A 16,486-nucleotide genomic window follows, 5' to 3' on the forward strand; every position below is an offset into this window, starting at 1 on the left:
CAATGCTGTGTGAGTAGGCGAACCGCTCTTGCGACGAAGAAACTGCTGTCGGGCTTACTAAGAATTCAGTATCTCATCCGCGGATGTGCGCAGGGCGTAAGAGTTAACAGGCTTTGATACATTATGCAGGGCAACTTCACCCAAGGGCTGCGCATGGGCACAGGCAGGGGCGATGTCTTCGGACACAACAATGCGATGGCCAACCGTTTTGCCAAACTCACCTAGTCGTGCTGCCACATTTGCCGCGTGGCCGATGACCGTAAAATCCAGCCTCTCGCGCGATCCGACATTGCCATAAGTCACGCGCCCATAGGCCAGCCCGATTGAACAATCGCAGTGAATATCGGTGCCCGATTGCCGCAACTCGCCCAACCGTTCCACGATGTTAATCGCCGTGCGCTGTGCACTTTCGCGCGCGAGGTCTGGGTCATCCAAGGCCGGGAAAACCGCAAGCACAGCATCGCCGATGAACTTCAGCACCTCGCCACCGTTCTCGTGCACGATTTCCGAGACAGTTTCGAAAAACTCATTCAAGAGATTGATATAGGCTTCACGACCCAGCTGTTCCTCCAGACTGGTAGAGTTGCGCAAGTCACAAAACATGATCGCGGCGTCGATCTCATCGCCGTCACCACGCCGGATTTCACCGCCCAGAACCCGCGCGCCTGACCGTTTGCCGACATATGTCTCCAACAGCACCTGCGCATTTTCGCGTTGCATGAACACTTCGTAATAGCGCGCGATGACCGATGAGCATTCGAATACCAGCCCCAGGTTTTCGGTGGTAAAGCCATTGGGGTGGTCGCAGGTGAGGGTCAGAACATTCGTGCGCCCGTCCGAGAAAGGCAGGGGCATCGCCACGTAGTCTGTCGCACCTTTCTCACGCAAATCCTCCATGATGGGAAAGCTGTTATGCGGGTTTTCATCATTCAACCGCTGACGTACACCGCCCAGCCCATTGGAAACGTGCCGCAAGGGGCTGTTGATAAAGGCCGGATGGTCATAGATTTCATAAGTCGGCGCGCGGGTCAGGATTTCATCCTGATCCTTTTCCCATATAAAATGCTTCCCCGCGATCAGCGGGTGCAGGGACCAGGCGAGGATGCTTAGGCGTTGGATGGCGATCCCGTGTTCCAGCATTTTCTTGGCCAGGGCTTTGGTAAAAGCCTCGGGCGTCGTCGCGGTTGAAGCACCTCGCATCAACCAATCGATCAATGGGCCGCTGATGTTACCATCATCTGGATCGCGCAGCTGGTTCTGACCCAGATCGATATCGGTGTAAGCGCCCGGCATAAATCCGATATGGCCCTGAATGGCGATGCTCTCTGGCAAAGCTTGCTCATAGGCCCAGACGGAATTGGCCAGATGCTCGCCGTGTACTGTTATGTCGTGATACGTCGCGGTGCCCTTGAAGGGGCAGAAGGTCTGCAACTCGGTTTCGTCGCTCAGGTCGACGCACAGATCATCGCGGGGGATGTAGATGGTCGGCGGCAAGCGAGTTTCATACATCACCTTGGCGCTATGACTTTCGGCCAACAGAGTATCGTTCCGATAAATGGCGATCTTGCCCTTTAGCGGTTCAACCGAGATTCCATAGCCCGTGGTTCTTGGTGTGGCGTGGACGTTCATGATCGACCTCCCTTGCCATGGGTCCACAAAGAATGGGGCTTTCCGCCGTCCATTCCAAGAGGGATCATGCAGATTTTATCGGGTGCGGGTCTGATCCCCCAGTGATGTCAGACCATCTGAATGACATCTTTCTCGATCGATAGCATATAGCCTTTCTTTGCGATGTTTTTCACCAACAGCTCGCTGACCATCTGATTGCCCAAGGCATCGCGCAAACGTTTGATCCGTGTCGCACCTGCCGCTTCGTCGCAATCTGAGGCGTCGCGGCCCGAGATCATTCCTTCGATCTGCGCGCCGGACAGCACCTCATCATCCAGACGGGATTCCGCCAGAACCGACAGGGTTTCCATTGCCGCAGGGGTCAGTTTGAAATCCATGTTGTTGAGGTAAACGGTGTTTTCCTCGCGGCTGATCAGCAGGGAAGTAACCTGTATCCCGGTGCGTTCGATCTGCGCCATGCGACGGTTCAGCAGCACCAGCATGACCAGAAACACAAACGCGGAAATCAGCATCGCGCAGGAAAAGACCAACAAGACGTAGATCACCATCCGATAGCTTGCCAGCGTGTCCGCAAAGGCGGTGCCGGATTGTGCCAGAATCTCCAGCAGCCGGATTTCTGCCTGCGAAGTCAGATCACTTTCGACGAACAGCCGCTCAACCCGCGCGTTGAAGGCATTGGCATCCGGCAATGTCCACAACAAAAAAGCGGCGGCGGTGACAAGGATGATCAGGATCGCAGCGATTCCCAGCCCCACCAGCCGGGTACCAGACCGTCTTGCATCAGAAACGGAGATAGAATTTTCCGGCATTGGCCTTCCTTTGATCCAACCCTTCCGGCCCGAACACCGTCATTACATTCAGCAAGGTCCAGCCAGAGCCTTGCAGGCGCTGGGCGACCTCTTGCTTCGCCTGACCTTTGTCGCACGAGGTCACCTGCATCACACCGTAGTGCAGGCGCAACGGGTTGTCCTGTTTCGCCTTGTAGTCCGCATAGCAGTCTGCTGCGGACGCGACTGAGCCCACCGATATCAGGGACGCCAGGGCCAAAGAAGAGATGATCTGTTTCATAGGCCGCATCCTGCGCATGAGTTGGTCCGATATTCAATAACGCAAGGGGTTTGCGCAGGCTGATATTGGATAGCAGAGGCCTGTTATTGCCTGTCTGAAAGGTGAGGGCCCAGTCTGGATGCATCGAATGCGCGACCCGTCATGCGGTCGCATCCACATCCGAAAGGACAAGCAAGATGCATAAGAAATTCATCGCTCTGATCGTTGGGACCGCCATGGCTATTACCGGTATTTCTGCTTCGCAGGCGCGCGCGGCGGACACGCGAGACATTCTAGGCGGGCTGGCTGCGATTGCGATCATTGGCGCGGCGGTCAATCACTATAACAAGGAAAAACGCAAAGATCGCGAGCGGGCCTCGCGGCAGCATACTCATGTGGACCCAAAACCGAGCCATGTGAAACCACTGCCCAAACGGGTAGCGCGTTATGATCTGCCACAACGCTGTTTGCGAACTTTCAATGCCTATGGGGACCGGCCGCTTTTGGGGACCGGATGTCTCAACAAGCACTACAAACACGCCAATAGCCTGCCACAAGAGTGCAAGGTCGGTTTCTGGAATGGCAAAAAGGTCAAACGGGCCTACGAGCCCGCGTGCTTGCGCCAACAAGGTTACCGCGTGGTTTATCAGTAATCAGTCACGAGCAGGAGCGGTGCCGCAGAAGCACCGCGCAAGAGAGGGGGCGGCGCAGGCGGCCCTCTCTTTTTTCTTGCGGTCGGTGATGAAACACGGTTTTTCAAAGAGATGATGGTTCCGAATTTTGAGCTTGAGCAGGCCCTTTTGGACAGCGGGCGTCTTCGCATCTCGGGTGTGGATGAGGTGGGGCGCGGCCCATTGGCTGGGCCGGTGGTTGCGGCCGCCGTGATCCTGAACCCGCAAGACATTCCCGAAGGGTTGAATGATTCCAAGAAGCTGACCGCGAAACGCCGCTCGGCTTTGGATGCGGCTTTGCGGGACCGATCAGAATTTGCAGTGGCCGAAGCATCCGTGGCCGAGATTGATGAGATCAACATCCTGCGCGCCTCGCATTTGGCAATGGAGCGGGCGGTGGCGGCCCTGGACCCGGCGCCGGATTACGTGCTGATCGATGGCAATATGGTCCCGCGCGACCTGAAGATCCCCGCCCAAGCCGTGGTCAAAGGAGACGCCCGATCAGTGTCGATTGCGGCGGCCTCGATCCTGGCAAAAAATTGGCGTGATCAACTGATGGTGGATTTGGCGCAACAGCATCCGGGATATGGATGGGAGACAAACGCCGGTTATCCGTCAAAACAACACCGCGATGCGCTGCAAAATCTTGGTGTGACCCCACACCATAGACGTTCATTCAAACCGGTCCACAATATCTTGTATCAAGAGTAAATTGTAAGTCACTGATTCAAAAAAGAATTTGACGGCGAATCATCTTTGACTCATCCTTGTCTCAACCAAATGAGCGCAAAAGCGCCGTGGAACTGAGGCAGTGATATGACCACCATTAAGACAAAGGGCGCAGCCGCGCTCCCTTTAAACACGATTCTATCCGGAGACTGCATCGATGTGATGAACAGTCTGCCTGAGGCGTCGGTTGATCTGATCTTTGCAGACCCGCCTTATAATCTGCAGCTGAAAGGCCAGTTGCATCGCCCGGATAACTCTCAAGTCGATGCGGTTGACGATCACTGGGATCAGTTCAGCAGTTTTGGTGCCTATGATCAGTTCACGCGGGAATGGTTAAAGGCGGCACATCGCTTGCTGAAACCCAATGGTGCGATCTGGGTGATCGGGTCTTATCACAACATCTTCCGCGTGGGCTCGGCGCTGCAGGATGCGGGCTACTGGATTCTGAATGACGTCGTGTGGCGCAAATCGAACCCGATGCCGAATTTCCGTGGCAAGCGCTTTACCAACGCGCATGAGACGATGATCTGGGCTTCGAAACAGGAAGGCGCGAAATACACGTTCAACTATGAGGCGCTGAAGGCCCTGAACGAAGGCGTGCAAATGCGCAGCGACTGGGTACTGCCGATCTGTACCGGGCACGAACGCCTGAAAGACGAGAACGGCGACAAGGCACATCCGACGCAAAAGCCGGAATCGCTGCTGCATCGCGTGCTGATCGGCTCGACCAATCCCGGTGACGTTGTGCTGGACCCGTTCTTTGGAACGGGCACAACAGGGGCTGTTGCCAAGATGTTGGGGCGTGAGTTCATCGGCATCGAGCGCGAGGAAAGCTATCGTAACGTTGCGGAAAAGCGGATTGCCAAGGTGCGCAAGTTCGACCGTGAGGCGCTGGAGGTCAGCGCCAGCAAACGCGCCGAGCCGCGCGTGCCCTTCGGCCAGTTGGTCGAACGCGGCATGCTGCGTCCGGGTGAGGAGCTTTATTCCATGAACCAGCGTCACAAAGCCAAGGTTCGGGCAGATGGCACCCTCGTGGGTGACAATGTCAAAGGCTCGATCCATCAGGTTGGAGCGCATCTGGAAAACGCCCCCTCCTGCAACGGCTGGACATATTGGTGCTTCAAGCGCGATGGCAAGACAGTGCCCATCGACGTGTTGCGTCAGCAAATCCGGTCCGAGATGCACAACTGATTTCAAGAATACCGCCGGTGCCTGTGGCCTGACACAAGGCACTTAGCCTTGCCCCGCCGATCCTACGGCGGGGTCTTTTGTTTTTGACCAAGGAATGATTGCATAAGCCAACCCCGTCAGACCGTATAGGAGCGCTGACCCTTGACCGACATTGCACCCAGCCCGTCCCGCTTTAGCCGTTTCTTTATAACTCAGCCGGACGATTTTGATCTGGACCACAAATACGCCGAAGAGGCGCTGGAACGGCACAAGCGCGAGGGGCTGGAGCTGGCTGTCAGAGCCCGCTGGATTGCGATGGGTTTGACCGGGATTTTGCTGATCTACCTGAACCCAAACTGGGAGGTTCTGTACTATCACTTCATCCTTTTGCTGATTTGCGCAAACGGCTGGTTGATCCAACGTGCGGGGCGCGTCGGGCAATCCAGGGTCGAGCTGCTTCTGATCTTTGCCGATCTGCTGATCATGACGCTTGGTATGATCGTCCCGAACCCGTTCAGCGATGATGTACGGCCCCTTGCGACACAATTTCGGTTCGACAACTTCCAGTACTTTTTCATTATTCTTGCTGCGGGAACGCTGGCCTATTCATGGCGCACTGTTGTTGCGATCGGATCCTGGACGGCTATGGTTTGGACCGTTGGCTGGGTCATTGCCTGGTGGATTGCGACGCCATTCCCTGAATTGGGTGAAAGGGTCTTTGTCGCGCTGCAAGGGTATCCCGATCTGCAGGGATTGCTTGATCCCAACAACTTCCTCGTGTCTCTGCGGATTCAGGAAGTCATCGTATTTGTGATGGTTGCTGTGACCTTGGGCATTTCGATGCGACGGCTCAATCGCCTTCTGCTCAGCAATGCAGGACTGGAGAGGGAGCGCGCAAACCTGTCACGGTATTTCTCGCCGAATGTGGTTGAATCGCTCAGCCATAACGACGAGCCACTTAAACAGGTTCGCAAAGAGAATATAGCGGTTTTGTTTATCGACATTGTTGGGTTCACCCGGTTTGCGGCGGGTCGCGATCCTTATGAGGTGATCGAGGTTCTGCGCGGATTTCATGGGCGGATGGAGACCGAGGTATTTCGGCATAACGGTACGTTGGACAAGTATCTTGGCGATGGCTTGATGGCCACGTTTGGAACTCCGGTCACAACGCCGTTGGATGCGACCAACGCGCTTGGCTGTGCGCGGGCCATGGCCGAGGTTATCGAGCGCTGGAATCTTGAGCGCCGACGCGCGGGTGAGGTCGAGATTCACGTCGGAATCGGGGTCCACTATGGCTCGGTCGTTTTGGGAGATATCGGTGCCAACCGGCTGGAGTTTGCAGTGATCGGCGATGCCGTGAACGTGGCGGCCAAGCTTGAGGCGATGACCCGCGAATTCAAGGCGGATATTGTGATCAGTGATGCACTGCGGAACCAAGCGTCGAAAGAAAGCCCGACGAGCCAGCCATTGCTGGAAGGGTTCGCCCAAAAAGCCAGCCAACCAGTGCGCGGCGTTGAAGACCCTATGGATATCTGGATCAACTAAGGAGCTCCCGCTTGGAGGGGCCGCATCAAAGATGCAACCCCACCCGTTGGGCCGGGCAGCGCGCAGGGCGCGCTGCGGTCAGGCATTTGGCCGTGGGTTCAGCGCTTTGTTGTAAGGGCGCCAATCCTTGATTTCGGGGTAGTATTGCCGCCGCCAGGCCCGGACCCGAGGGTTCATGACGCGCCGCCACAGGGGCGGGATCATCGCGGCAACGGTCATCACGGGATAGCCATAGGGCAGTTGCGGCGCGTCCTCATTTGCATGGTTTTGCAACAAGGGGAAGCGCCGGTTTGGTTTATAGTGGTGGTCCGAGTGACGCTGAAGGTTGATCAGCAGCCAGTTCGATGCTTTTTGCGCGGCGTTCCAGGAATGGCGGGGCAGGACATGTTCGTATTTGCCGTCACCCATGTGTTTCCGCGTCAGCCCGTAATGTTCGACATAGTTGACCAATTCCAGTTGCCAGATGGCAACGCCCGCCTGCAGCAGGAACAATCCCAGCCCGACCCATCCTCCGATCAGCCCGGCCAGCAGAAGCATCCCGCCCTGTAGCGCCCAATAGCGCCAGAACGGGTTTGCGCGGTCTGCCCAAGGGCGATCTTTGCGGGCAAGCTTGTCCTTCTCGGCGTGAAAGGCTGAGACCAGGCATTGCAATAAAACGCGTGGATAGAAGCGATGGAACCCTTCGTTATAGCGCGCGGTAACCGGGTCTCGCGGCGTTCCGACATAGCGGTGGTGCACCAGCAGATGTTCGGATCGGAAATGAGAATACAATACCATTGCCAGCAGGATATCCCCCAGCCAACGCTCAAGCCGGGATTTCTGGTGCATCAATTCATGGCTGTAATTGATACCCACCGTGCCCGAAAGGATGCCCATACCGAAGAACAGGCCAATCTTGGACCAGGTCGTCAGATGGTCGGTATGGGTTGCATACCAGATCAGGCCAAACAGTGTGATGAACTGGGCAGGGACCCAAAGCTTGGTCAGCAGGATGTACCAATGCAAGATGTCATCGGGCGTTTCCGGGTCGGCATTTTCCAGATTGAGCCCGGTGAGCCGATCGAGAGCGGCAAAGGCCCACCAGGTGGACAACGGGATCAGCAGGACCCACCAACCTCCGGCAACTGCTGTGGCCCAGATCAAGGGGATCAGCAGGAACGACATCCAAAAGGGCATCGCCGTTTGCCAACGGGTCAGGGTTTGAGTTGCGATCATCTGTTGCTCCGCGCCTTTGAATCCAGCCTAGCCCCACCAATCGCGCTTGGACAGCGGGCTTATTGCCCCCTCCACAAATCGTGAGCCTTGCGCATCACAGTAGGTAGGTCGCTGGGTTTGAACTCATGCTTGGTCAGAAGTGTCAGCCCGTCTGGTATGGTGTTGGTTGGCAGCTCGGCTGTCCAGATTTTCAGCACCAGATGGAAATGCGTAAAAGTGTGGCGCACTTGGCGCGGCAGGGTGCGCCAATCCGCTTGGAAAGGGGGCGCTTCGGCAGGGGTCTCAGACCAGTCAGACCCGGGCCAGCCGAGCATACCGCCCAATAGACCCTTATCAGGACGGCGTTCCAACAATAGTGCGCCGTCCATGCGTTGGGCGATGTAGATATGACCAAAGCGGGTGGGTTTGGGCTTTTTAGGGGTTTTCTTTGGCAGCTCTGACTGTGTTCCGGCGATCCGGGCCTGGCAGGGATCGCGCAGCGGGCAGATGCCACAGGCGGGGGATTTCGGAGTGCAGATGGTTGCGCCCAGATCCATGACGGCCTGCGCGTAGTCTCCGGGTCGCAGGTTGGGCGTCAGCGTGGCGGCTTTTTCCTTCAGAACGGGTTTCGATCCGGGCAGCGGATCGTGTATGTCATAAAGCCGCGCCATCACCCGTTCCACATTGCCGTCCAGTACAGTCTCGGGACGGTCAAAGGCAATGGCCGAGATCGCAGCGGCGGTATAGGGGCCAATTCCGGGCAATTGCAAAAGCGCATCGTAAGTGTCCGGAAACTGCCCATTGTGATCTTCGGCCACGACCCGCGCGCATTTCAACAGGTTGCGGGCGCGAGCATAGTAGCCAAGTCCGGCCCATTCACCCATGACCTGATCATCGGGTGCGGCGGCCAGCGCCTGAACCGTGGGCCAGCGCGTGGTGAAGCGCATGAAGTAATCGCGCACGGCGGCCACGGTTGTTTGCTGCAACATCACCTCGGACAGCCAGACGCGGTATGGGTCAGGCTGTACACCAGCCGCCCGATCCGCCGGCCCCACGCGCCATGGCATTTCGCGGGCGTGGCGGTCGTACCAGTCCAAAAGCGTGGTGCTCACGCTGAATTCAGTGATGTCACGCAAGTTTTATCTAACTCCCTGTCGGGTTTCGCTGGCACCTGCCATCCTGCCCATTACAATAGCGGCGCAGGAGTTGGAAACCAGATGCAACGCAGACGTTCCTCGACCCGCGGGTTCAAACGCACCGCCAGTTTGCTGAATGATCAGATTCGGCGCGCCGGGGAAAGCCGGGGATTTGCTGTGTCGCGTCTGCTGACTCACTGGGCCGAGATTGTGGGGCAGGATACTGCCTCGATCGCGCGTCCAGTGAATGTGGGGTATGGCAAAGGCGGGATTGGTGCCACATTGACGCTGCTGACCACCGGGCCGCAGGCTCCGATGCTGGAAATGCAGAAGGAGCAGCTGCGCGGAAAGGTGAATGCCGTTTACGGTTACAACGCGATCAGCCGTATCCGCATCACCCAGACCGCTCCGACCGGATTTGCCGAGGGGCAGGCCAGTTTCGATCACAAACCGAAGCCGCCAAAACCCGAAATCGAACCTGAAATCGCAGCCGAGGCAGACAAAGTGTCGCGTGACATTCACGATGGTGATTTGCGCGCTGCCCTTGAACGTCTGGGCCGCAACATTTTATCTAAGCACAAACGCTGAGAAAGGGCTGAGAATGAGCCGTATTGCAACAGGAATCTGTGCGGCTGTCGCCATTGCCGCTGGTGGGTATTGGCTGACAACCACAAGTTCGACCCCCACCAACCCGCTGGTCGGAAGTGCCGTCGCACAAGAGGCAGAGCTGGATACATCGACCATTGTTGAAATGGTTCAGGGGGCCGAAGATGCTCCGGTCGAGATCATCGAATACGCATCCTACACCTGCCCGCATTGCGCCACCTTTCATAAAGGCGCCTATAAGCAGTTGAAGAAGGATTTCATCGACACCGGCAAGGTCAAGTTCACCTATCGTGAGGTCTATTTTGACCGCTATGGTCTGTGGGCTTCGATGATAGCGCGCTGCGCGGGTCCCGATAAGTTCTTTGGCATCACCGATCTGCTTTACGAGGGTCAGTCCGAATGGACCCGCGCCGGTGGCCCGACTGAGATCGTGGATGAGTTGCGCAAGATCGGTCGCCTCGCAGGGATCGACAACGATCAGCTTGAAGCTTGCTTGCAAGATGGCACACGCGCTCAGACATTGGTTGCCTGGTATCAGGAAAACGCCGAGCGTGACGGGATTGAGGCGACACCGTCTTTCATCGTCAACGGCAAGAAAGTGTCCAACCAGTCTTATGACGATTTCAAGCAGCTGATCGAATCCGAACTGGGCAGCTAAGCTGTTATCCGGTCGGCCCGAACAGGGCCGGCCCTAGGGTGACGGCGCGACCTTTGCCAACAACTCTTTGACGGCGTCTGCATCCGAGATCTGAAGACGAACCGGCAGGGTCACGACCTTTCGCCGAAAGGCTTCGGGCAGGCGGACAGCGTCTTTCTCGGTTGTCACCATTTGTGCGCCCATTAGGCGCGCTTCGTTCTCAAGGCGGGTCATCAGGGCTGTGGTCAAAGGCTGGTGGTCATCCAGCGCTTCGGCGCGCGCAAGCTCTGCCCCCTGTTGGCGGAGGGTTTGAAAGAACTTCTCGGGGTGGCCGATCCCGGCGAAGGCCAGCAATTTTGAGCCTGCCCAGTCCATACCGGTCTGCAAGGGCTCGACCACTCCGGTTGCAAGCGGCACGGTGATCGCGTCACCCCACTGCTCGGCAAAACTTGCCTGTGCGGCGGCATCTCCAAGCGAAAGCACCAGATCGGCGCGTTTCAGGCCAACATCGACCGGTTCGCGCAACGGACCTGCGGGCAAGCAAAGTCCGTTCCCGAACCCGCGCTGGGCGTCCACCACGATGATCGAGAAATCCTTGGCGACCGAGGGGTTTTGAAACCCATCGTCTAAAACGATGACCGTTGCCCCACCCTCCGCCGCCGCGCGTGCCCCGACGGCCCGGTCTTTTGCGACCCAGACATCGGCGAACATGGCCAGCAGCAACGGTTCATCCCCGACTTGCGCTGCCGAGTGCTTGCCGGGGTCGACCCGCACCGGGCCTTCCAGCGTGCCGCCGTGTCCACGGGTCACGATATGTGGCGTGTGCCAGCTGTCGCGCAATTGCTCGACCATCCAGATTGCAGTGGGTGTCTTGCCCGTACCGCCTGCGTTCAGATTGCCGATGCAAATAACCGGCACGCCCGGTTTGACACTGGCCTCCTGTGCGACGCGGCGGGCCGTTGCCGACGCATAGATACGACCCAGGGGGGTCAATATGCGCGCCCTTAGATCCAGTTGATCCGGGGGTGTGTTCCAAAATTCAGGTGCTCGCATTGTCCGAACTCCGTTGGTCCAGCGCGTCCTGCACCATCTCGATCAACCTGTCGGCCTGAGGCGCGCCTTCGGTGATCATTTGCCACCCGGCCAGTGCCATTCCCGCCGCCTGATCCGGTGCCAGCAGTTCGGCCACCGCGTCGCCCAACTCGGTTGCGGATTTGATCATACGGGCTGCTTTGATCTGTTCCAGCTGATCGTAAAGCCCCTGGTATCGATGCACAAATGGTCCGTGCACGATGGCTGAGCCAAGGGCAATCGTTTCCAGCGGATCGCATCCGCCTGCGCCGCGCTCAAGCGAGCTGCCCATGAATGTCACCGGGCAGACCCGTTGCCACAGGCCCAGATCCTCGGGCTCTGAGGTCAGGATGACCTGTGTTGCGTCTTCGATCTGGTTACCCTCGTCCCAGTTGCTGCAGCGCAAATCCATCGATGCCAGGCGCCGCTGCAGGGGCTGTGCTTCGCCCATATCGGCGACATGCAAAACCAACACCAGCCGGGGCATCATGCGCAAGGCCTGACGGTGGGCGCTGAGGACCGAGATAAACTCTTTATCCTGAACCCATGCCGCTAGCCAGACGGGTCGGCTGGACAGGGTATGGGTGACCTCGATCAGTTCGTCTTCGGGCCATGGCTTCGGGTTTGGACTGATCTGAAGGGGTGGGGTTTCCTCGACTTTTGACGACGGAATACCCAGCCGTCTAATCTGGCGCGCGATCTCTTCTGATGGCGTCAGAATATGATCAAAGCAATTGAAGGTGTACCGGCTGATATCCGGCAGCCAGCGCGCAAGTCTGGCGCTTGAAACATCGGGTGTTGCTTCGATCAGGATCAGAGGGATTTTCTGCTCTGCGGCGCGGGTGATGATGCTTGGCATCAACCCACCACCGACCCACAGACCCATGTCCGGGTGCCAATGATCCAAAAAACTTCGGGCTGCGCCAGTATGTTCCAAAGGGAGTGTGATCAGGGGAAAGCTGGTTTCCGTCCAACGCGAAAGATCAGCATCCGGAGGGGCGGTTAGCAGCACGGACAATCCCGGCCGGACCTGTTTCAGTCGCTCGCATAGATCGACGATCACGCGCAGGCGGTTCGGATCAGCGATATGCACCCACATAACCTCGCCTGTCGGGCGTGGCAGATCGGTTCTGCCGTCTTTTTTCGGCATACGCCACGACAGAATCCGATAGGCCATAAGGCTAAGCGATTGGGGCTGGCTCATACCGGGATCCCCGGACCATCCTCATTGAGTTGCGCGGCCAGAATGGTATGCAGTCCTTCACCGGCGGCGACCACCCCGTTCAATCGGGGATGTTCGTTGTTAAAGCGCAGCGGCTGACCTTGGCGATCCGTACATATTCCGCCCGCTTCGCGCACGATCAGATCGCCTGCTGCGATATCCCATTCCCAGCTAGGGCGCAGCGTCAGCATTCCGTCGAACCGGCCCTCGGCGACCAGAGCCATGCGATAGGCCAGCGATGGGCGGTAGGCCCGTTTGAAGGGTGGCACCTGACCCGCGCGCCAATGATGCGCAGCCAAGTTCGGCTTGGCGGCCAGAAGCTCGGACTGGTCCAAAACCTCGGCCTTTGTCGCGTGGATCGGCGCGCCATTCAGCGTGGCCCCCTGGCCCTTGCTGGCGGCATAAAGCAGATCGCGCATGGGCAGGTAGATCACGGCAGCAGTCACTTCGCCGTTGTCGGTAACGGCCAGCGAATGGGCCCATGTCCGGGACCCCTCGGCAAAGCTGCGGGTGCCATCGATTGGGTCGATGATAAAGGCTCGGTCTCGATCAAGGCGCGCGGCGGTGTCTTCGGTCTCTTCGCTGAGCCAGCCATAGCCCGGGCGGGCCGCTGGTAGGCGTTGTTCGAGCATCGCATTCACGGCCAGATCGGCTTCGGTCACGGGTCCGGCACCGTCGGGTTTATCCCAGCGCTGCGCCTGCGGTCCCGAATAGCGGGACGCGATCTTGCCAGCCTCAAGGGCCGCGTCGATCAGAAGGGGCAGATCAGTTGCCGGCAAGCGTCATTCCTTCGATCAGTACCGAGGGCACGACCCGCGACAAATAGGGCCGCGCATCATTGGCCGGGATCATCCGCATAAGCATATCTCGCAGGTTGCCCGCGATCGTGCATTCGTTGACCGGATAGGTGATCTCGCCATTTTCGACCCAGAAACCCGATGCCCCGCGTGAGTAGTCACCGGTGTTGGGGTTGATCGTTGAACCAATCATCGATGTGACCAATAGTCCGGTTCCCATATCGCGCAGCAAATCGACACGGCTTTGCGTGCCTTGGGTCAGGCTCAGGTTCCAATTGCTGGGCGAGGGCGGACCTGAAACGCCACGGGCGGCATTTCCGGTCGAGGCCATGTCCAGCTTGCGCGCGCTGGACAAATCCATCGTCCAGCCGGTCAGTGCCCCGTTTTCGACAATCGCACGACTTTGGGTTGGCAGGCCTTCGGCATCAAAGGGGCGAGAGCCCGAGATGCGCGGGCGATGCGGGTCTTCGATCAGGGAGAGATGCGCGGGCAGAACCTGTTCCCCCAGATTGTCTTTCAGCCAGGATGCCCCGCGCGCAATAGCGGCGCCGTTGCTGGCTGCCAGCAAGTGACCGATCAAAGAAGTCGATATGCGCTCGTCAAACAAAACCGGAAAGCTTCCGGTCTTCGGTTTGCGCGCGCCCACCAACGACACGGCCCGTTCGCCTGCCGAGCGGCCAATATCCTGCGGCGTGCGCAGGTCCGATTGGAAGGTGCGGGCGTCGCCGTCATAGTCACGCTCCATCCCCGTGCCTTCGCCCGAGATCGCCACGCAGGAGGTTGACCGATAGCTGCGCGCGTACTCCCCGGAAAACCCGTTGGTCGCCGCCAAACTAACCCGATGGGTGCCGTAACCGGCCGCTGCATCCGACACTTGCGATACGCCGGACACGGCGATTGCCGCCGCCTCGGCGGCAATCGCATCCTGCATCAAGGCATCTGCTGCGGGTTCCGGCGCAGGATCGAACAGCTCCAACGCGTCGATATCCCAATCTGTCGCTAGTTGAGCGCTGTCAGCTAGGCCCGTAAACGGGTCCTCCGGCGCCTCCTTGGCCATGGCCACGGCGCGTTCCGCCATTTTGGTCAGCGTATCGGGTCGCGTGTCAGAACTGGAGACAATCGCTTGCTGTTTGCCCACGAACACGCGCAGCCCAAATTCCGTTTCTTCCGAGCGTTCGGCATGCTCCAACTCTCCGTGCCGCACCTCGACAGAGACCGAAGAGCCATCGATCACGATGGCATCCGCTGCCTCGGCCCCGGCTTTGCGGGCAGCATCCAACAGGTTCTGGGTCAACTCTTGTGGCGTGCGGGTCATGGCGTCTCCGGTTTCTTTGCACAGGACCTAGCCTTGCACAGCCCGTCTCGCAAGACCTGCAGCCGGATGCAATCGTGGTGTTTGCATCCAAGGTCATGAACAAGGGCGCATTGGGGCGCCCTTGTTCGATCACATTTACTTAATGCGTTGACCATTGGCCAGAATCTGGCCGTCTTCGGTGAACTCAATCTTCGATGTCAGCGTATCCGGCTCATCACCCGGTACGGCCATCATGCCCATCATCATACGCGCACCCAGCGCGTCATTCTCGGACACCAGACCCATTCCAATCAGTTTGTCGATCAGTGCATTTGCGCCCACCAACTCAAGATTAGCGACACCCGATGGGGCGGGCATGCCGAATTCCTGGGTGTTTTCGTTGTCGAAGGCAAAGTCGCCGTCACCTGACAGGCGCGCGCCAACCAGCGAGACCAGCAGCTCGTTGATCGTCAACGAATGCAACTCGGCAGGCAGTTCGTCGGAGCTTTCCAGAGCTGCCGCCTGTTCCGGGTCGAAGATGTTCATCAGCACCTTGGCCGTTCCGCTTGTATCCAGTGCAATTGTTGCCGGGTCGCGGGGCAGGGTGCCTGCGGGGTCAAACATGCTCCACAAAACGTCGGACATGGTGAAATCGGTGAGATTCATCGCAAACCCAAACGGTTTGACCTCATCCGAGGGCTGCACCGGGATATCAAGCTTCAGACCAGCCTTTTCCATCGCCAGTTCCAGTGGGAAAGGCAGGTCGGCTGTGGTCACTGCCATCTGGGTTTTGTTCTGTTCAAGATCATAAGCCAAGCTCTCGGCGTCCATACTGGCCGCGAAACGCCCACCTTCGGAGGAGCTTGCCATGGTGAACTCGCTACCCTCTGCGACCCCGCTGACATTTGTCTCGCCCGAGCCGTAAGTGAATTCACCATCAAATTCGAAACCGGAGGTATAAAACGCACTGGGATCGCTCAGGTCTAGCCCGCTTGGCAGAACGTTGTCGCCTTCGAATGTCAGATCATTCAACTGTCCAACGAACAGGCCCGAATCCCCAAGTTCAGGGTCTTCAAACGCGATGTTGTAAGACAGCTCTGCGGCCTCCAGGGTCTGAGCGATGGTGCGATCTTCACCGATGAGCATGCGCGAGCTGCCGGTCACATCGACCATGTCGAACTGGACGTCAAATGCATCAGCGGGCAGCGCTTCATCGCCTGCCTCCAGCTCTTCAATCGCGACGCTCAGCTGGGACGCCGAATAATCATAGGTCATGTCCTCAGGTGTGCCTGAGACAACCATGTCCAGATCGGTCTGAGAATAGACCAGATCGACGGAAAACACCTCATCTTCTGCGGTGCCGGACAGTGTCAACGGAAAGCTTTCTGGGAAGCCGATGCTGACCGTGCCATCTCCGTTTTCTGTCAGCGTAACTTCAGGCATCATCATGCTAAACTCGGCCTCATCCTCGGGCAGATCCATCAGCACAGTCATGTTCGCGATAGTCGTCACGTCCCCGGCACTGCTTTCATCACCGGTAATGGTATAGCCCATCGACTGAAAGTAAGATTGCCAATCCACCCAGACATCATTGGCGGTCAGGTCGGCCCAGGCGCCTTGGGTGGCGATGGTATAGGCTAAGGCAGCGCCGCAACTGCGGCGGAGGAAAACAGACATAAGGAACCTTTCTTGATCAATTTGGGGCGCATGGTCGGGGTTGTGGCGGGCATCGTCAAGG

16 protein-coding genes are annotated in these 16,486 nt (G+C 58.1%); 6 read left to right on the plus strand and 10 right to left on the minus strand.

Going from position 1 to position 16,486, the window contains the following annotated elements; translation table 11 throughout:
- Positions 1 to 57 precede the first annotated feature (57 nt).
- From ABLN87_RS08370 to ABLN87_RS08380, 3 genes are all read right to left on the minus strand, one after another.
- Positions 58 to 1,629: a DUF427 domain-containing protein gene (locus ABLN87_RS08370; protein WP_353008966.1), complete on the minus strand. Its 1,572-nt coding sequence runs from the start codon at positions 1,627 to 1,629 to the stop codon at positions 58 to 60.
- Positions 1,630 to 1,736: 107 nt separating this feature from the next.
- Positions 1,737 to 2,438, minus strand: a complete 702-nt coding sequence (locus tag ABLN87_RS08375) for a winged helix-turn-helix domain-containing protein (protein WP_353008969.1) — start codon at positions 2,436 to 2,438, stop codon at positions 1,737 to 1,739.
- A complete protein-coding gene (locus tag ABLN87_RS08380; protein ID WP_353008971.1) occupies positions 2,410 to 2,697 on the minus strand; it encodes a hypothetical protein in 288 nt (95 codons plus the stop codon). Before ABLN87_RS08380 ends, ABLN87_RS08375 begins: the two co-directional genes overlap by 29 nt.
- A 176-nt stretch (positions 2,698 to 2,873) precedes the next feature.
- Here ABLN87_RS08380 and ABLN87_RS08385 point away from each other — a divergent pair, with 176 nt between their 5' ends.
- The 4 genes from ABLN87_RS08385 to ABLN87_RS08400 all read left to right on the plus strand — a co-directional run bounded on the left by ABLN87_RS08385 (position 2,874) and on the right by ABLN87_RS08400 (position 6,791).
- On the plus strand, positions 2,874 to 3,329 hold the full coding sequence (locus ABLN87_RS08385) for a hypothetical protein (protein WP_353008974.1): 456 nt from the start codon (positions 2,874 to 2,876) through the stop codon (positions 3,327 to 3,329).
- A gap of 111 nt (positions 3,330 to 3,440) precedes the next feature.
- Entirely contained in the window at positions 3,441 to 4,058 is a 618-nt protein-coding gene (locus ABLN87_RS08390) for a ribonuclease HII (RefSeq protein ID WP_353008975.1), read from the plus strand.
- Between the two features lie 105 nt (positions 4,059 to 4,163).
- Complete coding sequence (locus ABLN87_RS08395; RefSeq protein ID WP_353008977.1) at positions 4,164 to 5,267, plus strand: site-specific DNA-methyltransferase; 1,104 nt, start codon at positions 4,164 to 4,166, stop codon at positions 5,265 to 5,267.
- A gap of 141 nt (positions 5,268 to 5,408) precedes the next feature.
- Positions 5,409 to 6,791, plus strand: a complete 1,383-nt coding sequence (locus tag ABLN87_RS08400; protein ID WP_353008979.1) for an adenylate/guanylate cyclase domain-containing protein — start codon at positions 5,409 to 5,411, stop codon at positions 6,789 to 6,791.
- A 78-nt stretch (positions 6,792 to 6,869) separates the two neighbouring features.
- On the opposite strand, the gene ABLN87_RS08405 is transcribed toward ABLN87_RS08400, so the two are convergent.
- Positions 6,870 to 8,006 (minus strand): alkane 1-monooxygenase, encoded by a 1,137-nt coding sequence (locus tag ABLN87_RS08405; RefSeq protein ID WP_353008982.1) that lies wholly within the window; start codon positions 8,004 to 8,006, stop codon positions 6,870 to 6,872.
- Between the two features lie 59 nt (positions 8,007 to 8,065).
- The gene (mutY, locus tag ABLN87_RS08410) at positions 8,066 to 9,097 is read right to left on the minus strand and encodes an A/G-specific adenine glycosylase (protein WP_417750387.1); all 1,032 of its coding nucleotides are present in this window, start codon (positions 9,095 to 9,097) and stop codon (positions 8,066 to 8,068) included.
- 105 nt (positions 9,098 to 9,202) lie between these two features.
- Between mutY and ABLN87_RS08415 the strand changes: the two genes are divergently transcribed.
- Both ABLN87_RS08415 and ABLN87_RS08420 read left to right on the plus strand, forming a co-directional pair.
- On the plus strand, positions 9,203 to 9,709 hold the full coding sequence (locus tag ABLN87_RS08415) for a DUF721 domain-containing protein (RefSeq protein ID WP_353008986.1): 507 nt from the start codon (positions 9,203 to 9,205) through the stop codon (positions 9,707 to 9,709).
- Positions 9,710 to 9,722: 13 nt separating this feature from the next.
- Complete coding sequence (locus ABLN87_RS08420; protein ID WP_353008988.1) at positions 9,723 to 10,385, plus strand: DsbA family protein; 663 nt, start codon at positions 9,723 to 9,725, stop codon at positions 10,383 to 10,385.
- A 33-nt stretch (positions 10,386 to 10,418) separates the two neighbouring features.
- Here the strand turns inward: ABLN87_RS08420 and lpxK are convergent, their stop codons facing one another.
- The 5 genes from lpxK to ABLN87_RS08445 form a co-directional block, all read right to left on the minus strand.
- Positions 10,419 to 11,417, minus strand: coding sequence for a tetraacyldisaccharide 4'-kinase (gene lpxK / locus ABLN87_RS08425; protein WP_353008990.1), 999 nt, complete (start codon positions 11,415 to 11,417; stop codon positions 10,419 to 10,421).
- Entirely contained in the window at positions 11,404 to 12,639 is a 1,236-nt protein-coding gene (locus ABLN87_RS08430) for a 3-deoxy-D-manno-octulosonic acid transferase (RefSeq protein WP_353008992.1), read from the minus strand. Before ABLN87_RS08430 ends, lpxK begins: the two co-directional genes overlap by 14 nt.
- Positions 12,636 to 13,436, minus strand: a complete 801-nt coding sequence (locus ABLN87_RS08435) for an inositol monophosphatase family protein (RefSeq protein WP_353008994.1) — start codon at positions 13,434 to 13,436, stop codon at positions 12,636 to 12,638. Before ABLN87_RS08435 ends, ABLN87_RS08430 begins: the two co-directional genes overlap by 4 nt.
- Positions 13,423 to 14,769 carry a TldD/PmbA family protein gene (locus tag ABLN87_RS08440; RefSeq protein ID WP_353008997.1) on the minus strand — a complete coding sequence of 449 codons (1,347 nt, stop codon included), beginning with the start codon at positions 14,767 to 14,769 and terminating at the stop codon, positions 13,423 to 13,425. The genes ABLN87_RS08435 and ABLN87_RS08440 overlap by 14 nt, the downstream gene beginning before the upstream one ends.
- Positions 14,770 to 14,904: 135 nt before the next feature.
- Positions 14,905 to 16,425, minus strand: coding sequence for a DUF2125 domain-containing protein (locus ABLN87_RS08445; protein ID WP_425328971.1), 1,521 nt, complete (start codon positions 16,423 to 16,425; stop codon positions 14,905 to 14,907).
- Positions 16,426 to 16,486 lie beyond the last annotated feature (61 nt).

This window comes from Ruegeria sp. SCP10, assembly GCF_040329495.1.
In the GTDB taxonomy this organism is placed as follows: domain Bacteria; phylum Pseudomonadota; class Alphaproteobacteria; order Rhodobacterales; family Rhodobacteraceae; genus Ruegeria.

Excerpts from the sequence above, each read along its gene's own strand:
- ABLN87_RS08390 (WP_353008975.1), top strand. The coding sequence starts at position 3,441 with ATGATGGTTCCGAATTTTGAGCTTGAGCAGGCCCTTTTGGACAGCGGG.
- ABLN87_RS08420 (WP_353008988.1), top strand. The coding sequence starts at position 9,723 with ATGAGCCGTATTGCAACAGGAATCTGTGCGGCTGTCGCCATTGCCGCT.
- ABLN87_RS08440 (WP_353008997.1), bottom strand. The coding sequence starts at position 14,769 with ATGACCCGCACGCCACAAGAGTTGACCCAGAACCTGTTGGATGCTGCC.
- ABLN87_RS08430 (WP_353008992.1), bottom strand. The coding sequence starts at position 12,639 with ATGAGCCAGCCCCAATCGCTTAGCCTTATGGCCTATCGGATTCTGTCG.
- ABLN87_RS08405 (WP_353008982.1), bottom strand. The coding sequence starts at position 8,006 with ATGATCGCAACTCAAACCCTGACCCGTTGGCAAACGGCGATGCCCTTT.
- ABLN87_RS08395 (WP_353008977.1), top strand. The coding sequence starts at position 4,164 with ATGACCACCATTAAGACAAAGGGCGCAGCCGCGCTCCCTTTAAACACG.
- ABLN87_RS08415 (WP_353008986.1), top strand. The coding sequence starts at position 9,203 with ATGCAACGCAGACGTTCCTCGACCCGCGGGTTCAAACGCACCGCCAGT.
- ABLN87_RS08380 (WP_353008971.1), bottom strand. The coding sequence starts at position 2,697 with ATGAAACAGATCATCTCTTCTTTGGCCCTGGCGTCCCTGATATCGGTG.
- ABLN87_RS08375 (WP_353008969.1), bottom strand. The coding sequence starts at position 2,438 with ATGCCGGAAAATTCTATCTCCGTTTCTGATGCAAGACGGTCTGGTACC.
- lpxK (WP_353008990.1), bottom strand. The coding sequence starts at position 11,417 with ATGCGAGCACCTGAATTTTGGAACACACCCCCGGATCAACTGGATCTA.
- ABLN87_RS08445 (WP_425328971.1), bottom strand. The coding sequence starts at position 16,425 with ATGTCTGTTTTCCTCCGCCGCAGTTGCGGCGCTGCCTTAGCCTATACC.
- ABLN87_RS08385 (WP_353008974.1), top strand. The coding sequence starts at position 2,874 with ATGCATAAGAAATTCATCGCTCTGATCGTTGGGACCGCCATGGCTATT.
- ABLN87_RS08370 (WP_353008966.1), bottom strand. The coding sequence starts at position 1,629 with ATGAACGTCCACGCCACACCAAGAACCACGGGCTATGGAATCTCGGTT.